Here is a 15,181-nt window from a genome sequence, read left to right as displayed (position 1 = left end):
TGCGTTCGATGGAGTAAGTGTGGACCCGTTCAGGCGACGATCATAGAGGGGGAAGTTTGACGCCTCTGTTCAAATATTATGAATAAGATTGAGGCGCCACTTTAGCTATCAGGCCAACGTCACCGTTGAAGGCGAGGCCTGTTCGAATCCCCGTTCGAGGATTTCGAGGTTGGTGAATGCTTCAGTTTCACTGACGAAATTCGGCTTGCCGTTGACGAGGGTTTCGTACAGCGCGTCGTACACGCGCCCATAATCGCCCTGCTCCGGCTTCATCTCTTCGCGCACCGTTTCTCCGGCCTCATTCACATACTCAAGCTGGCCTACGCTGCTGTCTGCGGCAAAGCCCGGCTCCCCCGGCATAATATACGCCTTCAGGCTGGTTTCCTGCTGATCGATACCGTATTTAACGAACGAGCCTTTGGTGCCGTGAACGATAAACTTCGGATAGTCGATTTTCACCAGGTGGCTGGTTTTGACGATGGCTTTCATATCGCCGTAGAACAGCTGCGCTTCGAAGGTATCGTCCGGATTGGCTTTGTTACGCACGCTGCGGATGTCATATGAGACATGGTCCGGACGGCCGAACAGCGAAATAATCTGGTCCATGGTATGTACGCCAAGGCCGTAGAACGCGCCGTCCGCGGGCAGGCCCGGTTTAGTTTCCGCTTCCGGGCGATACATATCAAAGTGGCTTTCCACCTCAACAATCTTGCCCAGCTTGCCGCTTTCAACGGCTTTTTTCATCGTCAAAAAGCAGGAGTCGAAGCGGCGATTCTGATAAGGCGAGACGGTCAGCCCTTTGGCGCGCGCGAGTTCAAAAAGTTCTTTTGCTTCGGCAAGCGTTGGGGTAAACGGCTTTTCCACCAGCACGTTTTTACCCGCTTCGAGCGCGCGTTTCGCATATTCAAAATGGCTGTCGGCATGGGTGCATACCACAACCAGTTTAACCTGCGGGTCGTAAAGCGCTTCATCCAGGCGGCTGGTGAAATGGATATGGCTGTACTGAGGCTGCTGCTCGATTTCCGGCTTTTCATGCCGACGGTAAATATGGGCAACGTGGAATTTGTCTTTGCGAACCAGCACGTAAGGAAGATGGTAGCGGGTGGTGCTTTTGCCAAAACCAATAAAAGCGCAGTGAAGGGTCATTGCTTCGTCCTTTTTGACTTTGAGTTCCTTTAACCTTACTTCAGTCCGCGGCGGATGGCACTTCGTTTATCCGCCCTACGGTTATCACTGAAAAAAGTCGAGAATTTCCGGGCACGGCTCGGGGAAAATGGCAGGTAAGGCAGGCCGAAGCGAGGCAAAAAAAAAGCCAGCACCCGGCTGGCTAAAGTAATACTGGAAGCAATGTGAGCAATGTCGTGCTTTCAGGTTGTCTCCGTAAGGGTCTCCCCTGAACGCATGGCAATAATAATCATTATCATTCGCACTTGTAAAGCGAAATTTCAAAAAATGTGCGGTTGACTTCACATTGAAAGTCAATGATGTTTAAAGGGTTTATGTAACCCACTGAGGATAAAAGGATGAAGGAAATCTTAGTACGTCACGCTGAAATCGACGACGCCCGGGCGCTGCAGCAAATTTATGCCCAACCTGCGGTATACCGTGACACGCTACAGCTTCCTCATCCGCCTGAGCATGCCTGGGCTGACCGCATCGCCACGCCAAAGCCGGGTAGCCGTAATCTTGTGGCATGCATGGAGGGTAAAGTTGTCGGTCAGCTAACGCTGACGGTGGAACAAACGCCGCGCCGCAGCCACGTCGCCACCTTTGGCATGGGCGTGGACAGCCATTATCAGGGCAAGGGCGTGGCGACAGCTTTGCTAAGGGAAATGGTTGATCTTTGCGATAACTGGCTGCGGATCGACCGCATCGAGCTTACGGTATTTGTCGATAACGCGCCGGCGCTTGCGGTCTATCGCAAGTTTGGTTTTGAGCAGGAAGGAATTGGCAAAAATTACGGTCTGCGCGACGGAAAATATATCGACGCTTATTTTATGGCGCGGTTTAAACCTGAGTAATGTTTTGCAACGTGATGCCCTCTCCCCGTTGGGGAGAGGGTTCGGGTGAGGGGAAAATTAATAACCCGCCGTTAAATCATCCACCGTCCGCGGATCGGATGCGCCATACAGCACGCCGTCCGGTGCGATCATAATGCTTTGCGTGCTGCCCATCGCCTCTTTCACCGCGACATTTTGCCCTTTCTCTTTCAGCAGCCCGATCGTATCCGGGCTAAAGCCTTTTTCAACCCTGAGCTCATCCGGCAGCCACTGGTGATGGAAGCGCGGGGCATTGGTCGCTTCGGCAATATTCATACCGAAGTCAATGCTGTTGACCACCATCTGCAGCACCGTGGTGATAATCCGGCTGCCGCCCGGACTGCCCGTCACCAGCCAGGTTTTGCCATCTTTCACCACGATAGTCGGCGACATGGAAGAGAGCGGGCGTTTATGCGGCCCGACTGCGTTAGCATCGCCCCCTACCAGCCCGTAAACGTTCGGCACGCCCGGTTTAGCGGAGAAATCGTCCATTTCGTTATTCAACAGAATACCGGTATTACCCGCCACGATGCCCGTACCGAAGATGGTGTTCAGCGTGTAGGTCACCGCCACGGCGTTACCGTCTTTATCCACCACCGAGAAATGGGTGGTCTGGTTGCTTTCATACGGCGCGAGTTGACCCGGCTTGATGTCGGTCGACGGGCGCGCTTTGTTGAGATCGATTTTCTCAGCCAGCGATTTGGCGTAGGCCTTGCTGGTCAGCGCCTGCCACGGCACTTTGACAAAGTCCGGGTCGCCCAGATATTCCGAGCGGTCGGCATAGGCGTATTTCTCCGCCTCCGCCATCAGCTGCATGGCGTCCGCGCTGCCGAAGCCGTATTTAGCGAGGTCGAAGTTCTCCAGAATATTGAGAATTTGCACGATATGGATACCGCCTGACGACGGCGGCGGCATGGAGAAGACTTCATAACCGCGATACTGGCCGCTGATGGGCGTGCGCTCAACCGCTTTATAATTCGCCAGATCCGCTTTGCTTATCAGCCCGCCGTTTTTAGCCATTTCTTCGGCAATCTGTTCGGCAATGGGGCCTTTATAAAAAGCATCCGGCCCGTTTTCGGCAATCATCTCCAGGCTTTTGGCGAGATTGGTTTGTACCAGCTTATCGCCTTTTTGCAGCGGGCTGCCGTCGGCTTTCCAGAAAATCGCTTTGCTGTTTTCGTGGTTGGGGAGCACTTCTGCGCCGTACTGCTTCAGGTCGTCGGCCAGCGCATCGTTAACCATAATGCCGTCCTGCGCCAGCCTGATGGCGGGCTGGATAACTTTGTTGAGCGGCATCGTGCCATATTTTTGCAGCGCAAGGCTGAAGCCTGCCACCGTCCCGGGCGTACCCGAGGCAAGGTGTGAGGTAAGAGATTTTTTGCTGTCGGCGTTCCCTTTTTCGTCAAGAAACATGTCGCGGGTTGCTTTTTCCGGCGCCATTTCGCGGAAGTCGATGGCGGTGGTCTGACCCTCTTTTGTGCGCAGCATCATAAAGCCGCCGCCGCCGAGGTTACCGGCCTGCGGGTGCGTGACCGCCAGCGCATAGCCTACCGCAACGGCCGCATCCACCGCGTTGCCGCCCTGCCTGAGAATATTGACGCCCACCTGCGTCGCCAGCTCATCAACAGAAGCGACCATGCCGTGCTGCGCGCGAACCGGATGATAGACATCCGCCTCAACGCCGTAGGAAACGGGAGCGGCAGCCGGCGTGGCAACCGATGTAGCAACCGGCGTGGCAACCGGCGGCGGCGCTGCATCGGCACTAAAGCACAGCGCTATCATCAGCGCAGGCATGGCAAGCCAGCGCCTTATTTTCCAGTGATTCGTTTTCCGCTGCTTCATGATGATTTCTCCAGGCTTTTCAGGGTCAATCCCCAGATAAGCCTGGTCTATAAATCCTAAATAATCTTCGCGGTTGTGGAAAAGGAGTAAACTTAGAAGATCCCCCAGATGGAGGAGGTGAAGATGAGAAAATTACTGCTTCTGACGGCCCTGGCGCCTCTTTTCAGTTTCGCACAGCCGCTCAATACGATGAATAACCCAAATCTGCCGGATTATCAGAACCCGAGCCAGCAGCGCATGCAGGTACAAATGCAAACGCAGCAGACGCAACAAAAAGGGATGCTGAACCAGCAGATGCAGACCCAGACGCGCGTTCAGCAACAGCATCTGGAATCGCAGATAAACAATAACTCACAGCCGCAGCTACGGGTCAGACAGACGTTGCCAAACGAGCTGGAGTCGGGCAAACAGCAGATGCTGCCGAATACGAACGGAGGAATGCTCAGCGGCAGCGGGCAAGGAACGCAGCAGGAGCACATGCTGCAGCCTAAAACCAACGGCAGCATGCTGAACCCTGGCGCTGCAACTACCCCGCAGCCCAATATTCCGCTGAAGACTATTGGACCTTAAAGTCTGGGCCGATGGCGTCGATTCTGTCGGTGCAAATGGCGTCAACTCCCCAGCGCAGCAGCGTCCGGGCTCGTTGGGGAGCGTTCACGGTGTAAACCAGAATACGTAATCCCGACGCTTTTATCGCCCGCACGCGCGCTTCATCCAGCAGCTTATGATTTAAATGAATCGACAGGCAGCCAAGCCGTTCGGTCAGCTCGCGCCAGTCGTCCCGCCATGCATCCAGCAGCAGGCCGCGCGGGAGTTCCGGAGCGGCACGCTGTGCGGCTGCGAGCGCCTCGATGGCGAAAGAGGAAAGCAGCGGCGCAGTTTGTCCTGCCCATAATTCACGAGCCGCCAGCGCTATAACCTCGCCGGTTTGCTTGTCCGTGCCGGTCGTCGGTTTGATCTCAATATTCGCCATCATGCCGTGCTGTTTACAGCGCTCCGCCACCTGTGAAAGCAACGGCAGCTTTTCCCCTTTAAAGCTGCTGCCAAACCAGCTTCCGGCGTCGACATTGAGCAGCTTATCCCAGGGCAGCTCCCCCGCCACGCCCCAGCCGTTGCTGGTACGCTCAAGCGTATCGTCATGCAGCAGGAAAATTTGGCCGTCTTTCGACAGCTTAGCGTCAAACTCAATCATGGTGTGGCCGTAACGCGCCCCCACGTCGATGGCGGCGAGGGTGTTTTCCGGTGCCAGCTTGCCGCCGCCACGGTGGGCGACGACAGATGGATAGGGCCAGTTACTCATAAACGTTGTCCATTTTCCGCGTCAAAACAATGCAGATGCTCCGCCGGCAGGTGCAGCCAGAGCGTGCTGCCCGGCTGCGGCCTTTGTTGGTGGGAGAGACGCACAACCAGTTTTTGCCTGCCCCAGCGACCGTGCGCCAGATTATCTGCGCCGAGCATTTCAAGCGTCTCCACGACAAGCGGAATGCCCCCTGCGACCTGTGAGCTTAGCGCAATATGTTCCGGGCGGATACCCAGCGTTACCTCCCGTCCGCTCAGGCGGGAATAAACGCCGCCCAGCGGCAGGAGCGGGCCATCGGCGAGCGTGAAGCGCGTACCGTCAGCGCTGATACCCCCTTCCAGAAGATTCATGGCTGGCGAACCGATAAAGCTTGCCACAAAGCGGCTTGCGGGGCGTTCGTAAACCTCGACCGGCGTGCCAGTCTGCTCGGCAATACCTTTATTCATCACCATCACACGCTGCGCCAGGGTCATCGCTTCCACCTGATCGTGCGTCACATACAGGCTTGTCGTGTTCAGACGGCGGTGAAGCTGCTGCAGCTCAAGGCGCATCTGCACGCGCAGCTTAGCGTCCAGGTTGGAGAGCGGTTCGTCAAACAGGAATACCGCCGGATCGCGCACAATAGCTCGCCCCATCGCCACTCGCTGACGCTGCCCGCCGGAAAGCTCGCGCGGGCGGCGTTTTAACAGGCCGTCCAGCTCCAGAATGCGCGCCGCTTCGGCAACCTTTTGTTGAATATGGCCTTTGCCCATGCCGCGGATTTTCAGCCCCCACGCCATGTTCTCTTCCACGCTCATGTGCGGATAGAGCGCATAGTTCTGAAACACCATGGCGATGCCGCGTTCTTTGGGCTCCATGTCGGTGACGCGCTGGCGGCCAATCCAGATATCGCCGCTGGTCACGCGCTCAAGCCCGGCTACCATGCGTAACAGCGTGGATTTTCCGCAGCCGGACGGACCGACCATCACGATAAATTCGCCGTCCGCCACGTCGACCGTCAGCGGCTGGATCACCTGGGTTTTGCCGTCCCAGCTCTTGCTTACTGCCTGTAATTTCAGTCCTGCCATGGGTTATTTCTCACTATCAACCAGACCACGCACAAACGCGCGCTGCATCACTAAAACGATAATTACCGGAGGGATAAGGGTCAGCAACATGGCCGCCATCACCTGATTCCATTGGGTGGTGCCTTCGCCGGAGGACATCATCCCTTTGATGCCCGCAACCGCGGTGCCGAGATCCGCATCGCTGATAATCAGCAGCGGCCACAGGTACTGGTTCCAGCCGTAGATAAAAGTGATAACGAACAGCGCCGCCAGATTGGTTTTCGACAGCGGCAGCACGATGTCGCGGAAGAAACGCATCGGCCCGGCGCCGTCGATACGTGCAGCTTCCAACAGCTCGTCCGGCAGCGTCATAAAGAACTGGCGGAACAGGAACGTGGCGGTTGCCGAGGCCATCAGCGGCAAAGTCAGGCCCGCGTAGCTGTCGAGCATTTTCAGGTTGGCGATAACTTCCACCGTCGGGAAAATGCGCACTTCAACCGGCAGCATCAGGGTGATAAAGATCATCCAGAAGAAAAGGTTACGCAGCGGGAAGCGAAACCAGACGATGGCGAAGGCGGAAAGTATCGACACGGCGATTTTGCCCGTCGTAATGCCCAGCGCCATCACAAAGCTGTTGAAGAGCATCAGGCCGAACGGCGCGCTGTTGGCGCCCACGCCGTGTACCCAGATGTCAGCCATGTTTTCCAGCAGATGGCCGCCGGGGATCAGCGTCATCGGCGTCTGGAATACGGCGGCGTTGTCCAGCGTCGCGGCTACAAACGCGACATACAGCGGGAACAGAATCACGATAATGCCGAGGATCAGCATGGTGTGGCTGAAGATCGTCAGCCCACGGCGGTTCTCAATCATTGGTAGCGCACCTTACGTTCCACAAAGCGGAACTGGATGACCGTCAGGATAATAACCAGCAGCATCAGCACCACAGATTGCGCGGCCGACGCGGAGAGGTCCAGCCCGGCAAATCCTTCACGATAAATTTTGTAGATAAGCGTGGTGGTAGCCTGCACCGGGCCGCCGCCCGTTGCGGCATCGATAACCGGAAAGGTATCGAAAAATGCATATACCAGATTCACCACCAGCAGGAAGAAGCTCACCGGCGCAATCAGCGGCAGCGATAGCTTGAAGAAGCGCCGTACCGGCCCGGCGCCGTCGATAGCCGCAGCCTCGACCAGCGAGCGGGGAACCGATTGCAGGGCCGCGAAGAAGAACAGAAAGTTGTAGCTGATCTGCTTCCACACCGAGGCGAACACCACCAGGAACATCGCCTGGCCGCTGTTCTGCGCGTGGTTCCAGTGATAGCCGAACTGCTCCAGCACATGGGTAAGCAGGCCGCGCCCCGGATTAAACAGGAAGATCCACAGCACAGCCGCAATCGCCGGGGCAACGGCATAAGGCAGCAGCATCAGCGTCTGGTATAAGCGGCTGCCGCGCACGATGTAATCCACCAGAGCTGCGAAAAACAACGACACCAGCAGCCCGCTGCCCGCAACCAGGCCGCTGAAAATCAGCGTGGTATAGAAGGAATCCAGATAGTAGCCGTCATTGAAAAGCTGGATGAAGTTATCCAGCCCGACAAAATTGCTGGAAAGCCCAAAGGGATCGACATTTTGCAGCGAATACCACAGCGCTTCGCCCGCGGGCCAGATGAAAAAGATAACGGTGATAACCAGCTGCGGCAGAACTAACGCGTAAGGTAGCCAGCCTGAGCGGAACGCCGGACGAGATGAGGACATAGGCAACTCTTGTAAACAGTAGCGGTGGATGGCGCTTGCGCTTATCCACCCTACGCAGAACAGCAGGCTGGAGCAGCGAAGCGCTATCGGCAACCATAGTTAAACGCAGGTCGGATAAGCACAGCGCCATCATCAGGCAGGTTAAACGTAGACCGGATAAGCGCAGCGCCATCATCAGCCAGGTTAAACGCAGGTCGGATAAGCGCAGCGCCATCATCAGCCAGGTTAAACGTAGGACGGATAAGCACAGCGCCATCATCAGCCAGGGTTAACGCAGGCCGGATAAGCGCAGCGCCATCATCAGCCAGGTTAAACGCAGGTCGGATAAGCACAGCGCCATCATCAGCCAGGGTTAACGCAGGCCGGATAAGCGCAGCGCCATCATCAGGCAGGTTAAACGTAGACCGGATAAGCGCAGCGCCATCATCAGCCAGGTTAAACGCAGGTCGGATAAGCGCAGCGCCATCATCAGCCAGGTTAAACGTAGGTCGGATAAGCGCAGCGCCATCCGACGCAATCAGGACTTAGTCGACTGCTCAAAACGACGCAGCAGCTGATTTCCGCGCTCAACCGCGCTGTCTAAAGCCTGCTGAGGCGTTTTCTTGCCCGTCCACACCGACTCCAGCTCTTCATCCACGATGGTGCGGATCTGTGGCATGTTGCCCAGGCGCAGCCCTTTGGTGAACGGCAACGGCGGCTTGTTCAGCATCTGGCGCGTAGCGATGTCAGCGCCCGGATTTTTCTCATAGAAACCCTGTTCGCGCGTCAGGTCGTAAGCCGCTTTGGTGATCGGCAGATAACCTGTTTTCTGGTGCCATTCGGCGGCAATTTCCGGCTGGGCAAGGAACTGCATAAATTCAGCAACCCCTTTGTAAGTCGCGGCGTCTTTACCCTGCATAACCCACAGGCTCGCTCCGCCGATGATGGCGTTCTGCGGCGCACCTTTCACATCAGCGTCGTAAGGCATCATGCCCACGCCGTAGTTGAATTTGGCGTACTGGCGAATATCGGCCAGCGAGCCGGAAGAGGCGGTGGTAATGGCGCAGTCGCCGTTGTAGAACTTCTCGGTGGATTCGTCTTTGCGGCCAAAATAGCTGAAATCGCCTTTCTTATTCAGCGATTCAAGCAGGGCGATATGCTTTACCTGCTCCGGCTTATTAAATTCAAGCACCGCATCGGTGCCGTCAAAGCCGTTGTTTTTGCTGGCTACCGGCAGGCCGTGCCAGGCGCTGAAGTTTTCAATCTGGATCCAGCCCTGCCAGCCGCTCGCATAACCGCACTTCATGCCAGCAGCTTTAAGTTTGGCGGTGTACTCGGCCAGCTCCTGCCAGGTTTTTGGCGGCTGGTCCGGATTCAACCCGGCTTTTTTGAAGGCGTCTTTGTTGTAGTACAGCACCGGCGTGGAGCTGTTAAACGGCTGGGAGAGCAGGTGGCCGCTTTTGGCATCGGTGTAGTAACCGGAAACCGTCGGCACAAACTGGGATTCATCAAACTTAATGCCTGCATCGCTGAAGACTTCGTACACCGGCTTGATGGCTTTTGAGGCCATCATGGTCGCGGTGCCCACTTCATAAACCTGCAAAATCGCCGGGGCGTTGCCGGAGCGGAAAGCCGCGATGCCCGCCGCCAGGTTCTGTTCGTAGTTGCCTTTATAAACCGGAACGATTTTGTAATCGGGATGCTTTTCGTTGAAGCGGCTTGCCAGAGAATCCACTTCCTTGCCCAGCTCCCCTTCCATAGAATGCCAGAACGGAATAGAGGTTGCAGCGAAGGCGTTGCCGCTGAGTGCGCATCCAAGCGCCAGGCAAAGGGCCGTACGTCGTAACGATGCAGTCATGTTTTATCTCTCTTGTTATGAGGTTAAAAGCGCGAAAAAACGCGTTTTTGTTCGCATCAAAACATGACATGCGCGGATGACAGAAAAATAACCGTTGGGTGACAGGATCGTGACGGAGAGATGAAGGGAAAATGACAGAGAATATGATTTAATTATGTCGGGTGGCGCTACGCTTACCCGACCTACGGTAGGGCGGATAAGCGCAGCGCCATCCGCCGCAGGTTAACCTAGCCGCCGAGATAGGCGCTGCGTACCGCTTCGTTAGCCAGCAGCCGCTCGCCGGTGTCTTCCAGCACCACGTGACCGTTTTCCAGCACGTAGCCGCGGTCGGCAAGCTTCAGCGCCTGGTTGGCGTTCTGCTCGACGAGGAAGATGGTCATGCCTTCGCTACGCAGCTGTTCGATGGTGTCGAAAATCTGCTGGATGATAATAGGCGCAAGACCGAGAGACGGCTCGTCGAGCAGCAGCAGGCGCGGCTGGCTCATCAGCGCGCGGCCAATCGCCAGCATCTGCTGCTCCCCGCCCGACATGGTGCCGGCACGCTGGATACGGCGTTCATGCAGACGCGGGAACAGATCGTAAACGCGCTTGATACGCTCGTGATACTGATCCTTGTCTGCGAAAAAACCGCCCATCGCCAGGTTCTCTTCCACCGTCATACGCGAAAACACGCGGCGTCCTTCCGGCACTATTGCTACCGCTTCACGCATAATGCGTGCCGTGTGCCAGTCGGTAATATCTTTGCCATCGAAAGTTATTTTACCGCTGGACGCGCGCGGGTCGCCGCACAGCGTGCCCAGCAGCGTCGTTTTGCCGGCGCCGTTCGCGCCGATCAGGGTGACAATCTCACCCTGTTTGATGTGCAGACTGACCTCGTGAAGCGCCTGAATCTTGCCATAGTGGGCGCTTACCTGGTCAAAAGACAACATTACATTTTCCATTTACGCCTCGCCCAAATAAGCACGGATTACGTCAGGGTTATTGCGGATTTGTTCCGGCGTGCCGTTTGCAAGCGGCGTTCCCTGGTTGACGACGTAGATCCTGTCAGATATGCCCATTACCAGCTTCATGTCGTGCTCAATCAGCAGCACGGTGGTGTTGTGGTGGTTACGGAGCTCCATAATCAGTTCATCAAGCTCGTGCGTTTCCTTTGGGTTAAGGCCGGCGGCAGGCTCATCAAGCATCAGGATTTCCGGCTGCGTCACCATGCAGCGGGCAATCTCCAGACGACGCTGATCGCCATAAGCAAGATTGCTCGCCTGACGGTTTGCCTGCTCAAGCAGGCCGATACGCTCAAGCCAGGCGGCGGCGCGGTCCAGCGCTTCACTTTGCGCCCGGCGGAAGCCAGGCGTTTTCAGCAGGCCGGAGAAGACGCCGGTTTTAAGCTGCATATGCTGAGCCACCAGCAGGTTTTCAATCACCGTCATTTCACGGAACAGGCGCACGTGCTGAAAAGTACGCACCACGCCCATACGCGCAATTTGCTGGCCCGGCAGGCCCTCAAGATGCTGGTCGCGTAGCTTAATGGTGCCGCCGGTCGGTTTGTAGAAGCCCGTCAGGCAGTTAAATACGGTGGTTTTACCGGCGCCGTTCGGGCCGATGAGCGAGACGATTTCCTGCGGATGCAGCTCAAGGGCAACATTGTTGACGGCGAGCAGGCCGCCGAAACGCATCATCAGGCCGTCTACGGTTAACAATGGCTGACTCATGCCTGCTCTCCTTTCACTGGTTCCACCTGCTCTTTTTTCAGCTTCAGCTGCGGACGCGTCATCGGCAGCAGGCCCTGCGGACGCCAGATCATCATCAGCACCATCAGGCCGCCGAGCACTAACATACTGTATTCATTAAGATCGCGCATCAGCTCGCGGGATACCACCAGCAGCACGGCGGCGAGGATAACGGCAAACTGCGAGCCCATGCCGCCGAGCACCACAATCGCCAGCACAAACGCGGACTCCGCGAAAGTGAAGGATTCCGGGCTTACGAAGCCCTGGCGTGCGGCAAACAGCGTACCGGCAAAGCCGGCAAACGCGGCGCTGATGGTGAAAGCGGTCAGCTTGATGCGCGTCGGGTTCAGGCCCAGCGAGCGGCAGGCGATTTCGTCTTCACGCAGCGCTTCCCATGCACGGCCCAGCGGCATACGCAGCAGACGGTTAATCACAAACAGCGACAGCACTACCAGCAGAAGCGCGACGAGGTAGAGGAAGATAATGCGATCGCCGGGGTTATAGGCGATGTTAAAGAAGTTGCTGAACGTATCCCAGCCGCCTTCGCGCGCGCTCCGGCTGAATTCCAGACCGAACAGCGTGGGTTTCGGGATCTGGCTAATGCCGTTCGGACCACCGGTGATTTCGGTGTTGTTCAGCAGCAGAATACGGACGATTTCGCCGAAGCCGAGCGTCACAATCGCCAGGTAGTCACCGCGCAGGCGCAACACCGGGAAGCCGAGCAGGAAGCCTGCGGCAGCAGAGACCAGGCCGGCAATCGGCAGACACGTCCAGAATCCCAGGCCGTAATAATGGTTAAGCAGCGCGAAAGTATAGGCGCCGATGGCGTAGAAGCCGCCGTAACCCAGCACCAGCAGGCCGGACAGGCCGACCACCACGTTCAGACCAAGCCCGAGGATAATGTAGATCATCGTAAGCGTAGCGATATCCACCGTGCCGCGTGAAACCATAAACGGCCAGGCCACGGCGAGGATCAGCAGGGCAAACAGGAAGATTTTTTGTTTAGGCGTTGAGCCGTCCAGCGCGGGCAGCACAAGCTTCGGCCCGGAGATTTTCTTCAGGCCTTTCTGGAACAGCGGACGCAGCAGCTGGAAGACAAACACCACCGCGGTGCCGATCCAGACCCATTCCCAGCGCACGGAATCAGCGCTGTGTACGACAAGCTTCGTGCCGTCGAGGCTCAGCTGCACGCCCATAAAAACGCCGGCCAGCACGAAGAACATCGCCGCCGAAAGCGCAGAAAAGACAATATGCATCGGTTTCATACTTTTTCGACCTCCGGACGGCCCAGGATACCGGTAGGCATCACCAGCAGTACCACAATAAGCAGGGCAAAGGAGACGACGTCTTTATATTCGGTGCTCAGATAGGCTGAGGTTAGCGCTTCGGCCACGCCCAGAATCAGGCCGCCAATCATCGCGCCGGGAATACTGCCGATACCGCCCAGCACCGCCGCGGTAAAGGCTTTCATACCCGCCATAAAGCCGATGTACGGGTTGATGACGCCGTAGAACTGGCCGAGCAGCACGCCGGCAACCGCGGCCATCGCCGCGCCAATCACGAAGGTCAGAGAGATAACGCGATCGGTGTTGATGCCGAGCAGGCTCGCCATTTTCAGGTCTTCTGCGCAGGCACGGCAGGCACGTCCCATGCGGGAGTAACGGATAAACAACGTCAGCGCCAGCATCGCAAGGAAGGTCACGACCCAGATAACAAGCTGCATAGTGGTGATGGTGGCGGTGAAGTTTTCGCTCGCGCCGATAACCCACTGGCCGTTAAACAGGCTTGGCAACGCGATGTCGCGGGAACCTTCCGTCAGGCTGACATAGTTCTGCAGGAAGATAGACATCCCGATGGCGGAGATAAGGGCAATCAGGCGCTTGGAGTTACGCACCGGCTTGTAAGCCACGCGTTCAATGCTCCAGCCATAGGCGCTGGCGATAATAATCGCGCCGATGAATCCGGCGCCAACCAGCATCCAGCCTGCGTCGATACCCAGCATCATCAACGCCGCGACGATCATAAACGAGACGTAGCTGCCAATCATATACACTTCGCCGTGGGCGAAGTTGATCATGCCGATAATGCCGTACACCATGGTATAGCCGATGGCGATCAGCGCGTAGGTGCTGCCCAGCGTGACGCCGTTAAACATCTGCTGCAGGAAATAGAGAAACTGCTCGGTCATAACTTAACCTTTCTTATGCCTTGCGGGTTTATCGCCCGCAAGGTGGGATGACTAATGTAGCCGCCTTACTTCGCCACGGAGGACGAACCATCGGCGTGCCACTGGAAGACACCAAACTCAAATCCTTTCAAATCGCCTTTCGCATCCCAGTTCAGCGGCCCAATCACGGTTTTTGCGCCGTGTGCTTTCAAATCTTTAACCAGATCCGCAGGTTCTGCGCTGCCGCTGCGTTCAAGCGCGGTTGCCAGAGACTGTACGGCTGCATAGGTGATCCACACGTACGGGCCGCTTGGATCTTTCTTCTGCGCTTTGAGCGCATCAACGATAGCTTTGTTCGCCGGGTCCTGGTCATAGCGTTTCGGCATGGTGACAAGCATGCCTTCGCCCGCCGGGCCTGCGATATTGGACAGCGATGCGTTACCTACGCCTTCCGGCCCCATAAACTGGGTTTTCAGGCCTACAGCGCGCGCCTGGCGCAGGATCTGCCCCATTTCCGGGTAGTAACCGCCGTAGTAAACGAAATCGATGTTTTCTTTTTGCAGGCGAGCAACCAGCGTGGAGAAATCTTTATCGCCCGCGGTGATGCCGTCAAAGAAGACGATATTGGCGCCCGCTTTTTTCAGGCCGTCCTGCACCGAACGCGCCAGGCCCTCGCCGTATTGCTGTTTGTCATGGATGATGGCAATACGCTGCGGTTTAACGTGCTCAAGAATATATTTAGAAGCCGTTGGCCCCTGGGATGAGTCCAGTCCCGCGGTGCGCATGATCATCTCGTAGCCACGGCTTGTCAGCTCCGGGTTTGTCGCGCCGGGGGTAATCATCAGAATGCCTTCGTCTTCGTAGATATCAGAGGCAGGCTGGGTGGAAGAGGAGCACAGGTGGCCAATCACATAGCGCACGCCGTCGTTAACAATTTTATTGGCAACCGCAACAGCCTGTTTTGGGTCGCATGCATCGTCATATTCAACCGCGACGAGCTTATCGCCTTTGATACCGCCTTTGGCGTTAATATCTTTAATAGCCTGGCGCGCGCCGTTGAACTCCATATCACCCCATTGTGCCACCGGGCCAGACATTGCCCCGACAACGGCGACTTTAATGTCTGCAGCGGTTGCCGCGTGAGACACCGCCAAAGCAACTATCCCGGCGAGTAATGTCTTCGCGTTCATTTTCATCCGTTCAATCCCCATTTCTTTCGTGATGGCGTGGTCTTAAGCTGGTCAAATAATATCCAGTGCTTTTTATAATCAGTTTCGATTTTTATCATTGCCTTTAAGGGCTTAGCACTAAAATTTACAATTTTTGTGACTAAAAGCTCTATTTTTCAGGCGATTAAGCGGAGATATTATTCTGTATTGAAGCAGAGTGAAACAAAAAAAAGCGCCGTTTTCAGCATAAAATAGCGGTACAAAGAGCGGAATAATTCACTAGTTTTTAGGGTTTTATAC

General features: G+C 56.3%; 15 protein-coding genes. 2 read left to right on the top strand and 13 right to left on the bottom strand.

Translation table 11 applies throughout. The features are described 5' to 3' along the window. Window positions 1-108: 108 nt before the first annotated feature. Window positions 109-1,146 carry an oxidoreductase gene (locus WLO31_RS01085; protein WP_435928673.1) on the bottom strand — a complete coding sequence of 346 codons (1,038 nt, stop codon included), beginning with the start codon at window positions 1,144-1,146 and terminating at the stop codon, window positions 109-111. Between the two features lie 377 nt (window positions 1,147-1,523). On the opposite strand from WLO31_RS01085, the gene yhhY reads away from it, so the two are divergent. Then, on the top strand, window positions 1,524-2,021 hold the full coding sequence (gene yhhY, locus WLO31_RS01080; RefSeq protein WP_435928672.1) for an N-acetyltransferase: 498 nt from the start codon (window positions 1,524-1,526) through the stop codon (window positions 2,019-2,021). Between the two features lie 57 nt (window positions 2,022-2,078). On the opposite strand, the gene ggt is transcribed toward yhhY, so the two are convergent. Further along, window positions 2,079-3,833, bottom strand: coding sequence for a gamma-glutamyltransferase (gene ggt / locus WLO31_RS01075; RefSeq protein WP_435930696.1), 1,755 nt, complete (start codon window positions 3,831-3,833; stop codon window positions 2,079-2,081). A gap of 171 nt (window positions 3,834-4,004) precedes the next feature. Between ggt and WLO31_RS01070 the strand changes: the two genes are divergently transcribed. Beyond that, window positions 4,005-4,451: a DUF2756 family protein gene (locus WLO31_RS01070; RefSeq protein WP_435928671.1), complete on the top strand. Its 447-nt coding sequence runs from the start codon at window positions 4,005-4,007 to the stop codon at window positions 4,449-4,451. On the opposite strand, the gene ugpQ is transcribed toward WLO31_RS01070, so the two are convergent. From ugpQ to livK, 11 genes are all read right to left on the bottom strand, one after another. Continuing rightward, window positions 4,438-5,181 carry a glycerophosphodiester phosphodiesterase gene (ugpQ, locus tag WLO31_RS01065; protein ID WP_435928670.1) on the bottom strand — a complete coding sequence of 248 codons (744 nt, stop codon included), beginning with the start codon at window positions 5,179-5,181 and terminating at the stop codon, window positions 4,438-4,440. The two genes, WLO31_RS01070 and ugpQ, sit on opposite strands and share 14 nt — an antisense overlap. Continuing rightward, entirely contained in the window at window positions 5,178-6,248 is a 1,071-nt protein-coding gene (locus tag WLO31_RS01060) for a sn-glycerol-3-phosphate import ATP-binding protein UgpC (RefSeq protein ID WP_435928669.1), read from the bottom strand. Before WLO31_RS01060 ends, ugpQ begins: the two co-directional genes overlap by 4 nt. A 3-nt stretch (window positions 6,249-6,251) precedes the next feature. Then, window positions 6,252-7,097 (bottom strand): sn-glycerol-3-phosphate ABC transporter permease UgpE, encoded by an 846-nt coding sequence (ugpE, locus tag WLO31_RS01055; RefSeq protein WP_435928668.1) that lies wholly within the window; start codon window positions 7,095-7,097, stop codon window positions 6,252-6,254. Then, a complete protein-coding gene (gene ugpA, locus WLO31_RS01050; RefSeq protein WP_435928666.1) occupies window positions 7,094-7,981 on the bottom strand; it encodes a sn-glycerol-3-phosphate ABC transporter permease UgpA in 888 nt (295 codons plus the stop codon). Before ugpA ends, ugpE begins: the two co-directional genes overlap by 4 nt. 352 nt (window positions 7,982-8,333) lie before the next feature. Beyond that, a complete protein-coding gene (locus tag WLO31_RS01045) occupies window positions 8,334-8,489 on the bottom strand; it encodes a hypothetical protein (RefSeq protein WP_435928665.1) in 156 nt (51 codons plus the stop codon). Between the two features lie 9 nt (window positions 8,490-8,498). Continuing rightward, entirely contained in the window at window positions 8,499-9,818 is a 1,320-nt protein-coding gene (ugpB, locus tag WLO31_RS01040) for a sn-glycerol-3-phosphate ABC transporter substrate-binding protein UgpB (RefSeq protein WP_435928664.1), read from the bottom strand. A gap of 227 nt (window positions 9,819-10,045) precedes the next feature. Beyond that, on the bottom strand, window positions 10,046-10,759 hold the full coding sequence (gene livF / locus WLO31_RS01035; RefSeq protein ID WP_435928663.1) for a high-affinity branched-chain amino acid ABC transporter ATP-binding protein LivF: 714 nt from the start codon (window positions 10,757-10,759) through the stop codon (window positions 10,046-10,048). Next, window positions 10,760-11,527 carry a high-affinity branched-chain amino acid ABC transporter ATP-binding protein LivG gene (gene livG / locus WLO31_RS01030; protein WP_435928662.1) on the bottom strand — a complete coding sequence of 256 codons (768 nt, stop codon included), beginning with the start codon at window positions 11,525-11,527 and terminating at the stop codon, window positions 10,760-10,762. It lies immediately after the preceding gene. Continuing rightward, a complete protein-coding gene (locus tag WLO31_RS01025) occupies window positions 11,524-12,810 on the bottom strand; it encodes a high-affinity branched-chain amino acid ABC transporter permease LivM (RefSeq protein ID WP_435928661.1) in 1,287 nt (428 codons plus the stop codon). Before WLO31_RS01025 ends, livG begins: the two co-directional genes overlap by 4 nt. Then, window positions 12,807-13,733 (bottom strand): high-affinity branched-chain amino acid ABC transporter permease LivH, encoded by a 927-nt coding sequence (livH, locus tag WLO31_RS01020; RefSeq protein ID WP_435928660.1) that lies wholly within the window; start codon window positions 13,731-13,733, stop codon window positions 12,807-12,809. The genes WLO31_RS01025 and livH overlap by 4 nt, the downstream gene beginning before the upstream one ends. A gap of 65 nt (window positions 13,734-13,798) precedes the next feature. After that, window positions 13,799-14,908, bottom strand: a complete 1,110-nt coding sequence (gene livK / locus WLO31_RS01015; RefSeq protein WP_435928659.1) for a high-affinity branched-chain amino acid ABC transporter substrate-binding protein LivK — start codon at window positions 14,906-14,908, stop codon at window positions 13,799-13,801. Window positions 14,909-15,181 lie beyond the last annotated feature (273 nt).

Origin of the sequence: Dryocola sharpae (genome assembly GCF_051307055.1) — a bacterium.
Taxonomy (GTDB): domain Bacteria; phylum Pseudomonadota; class Gammaproteobacteria; order Enterobacterales; family Enterobacteriaceae; genus Dryocola.
This window is presented reverse-complemented; position numbering and strand designations above follow the sequence as displayed.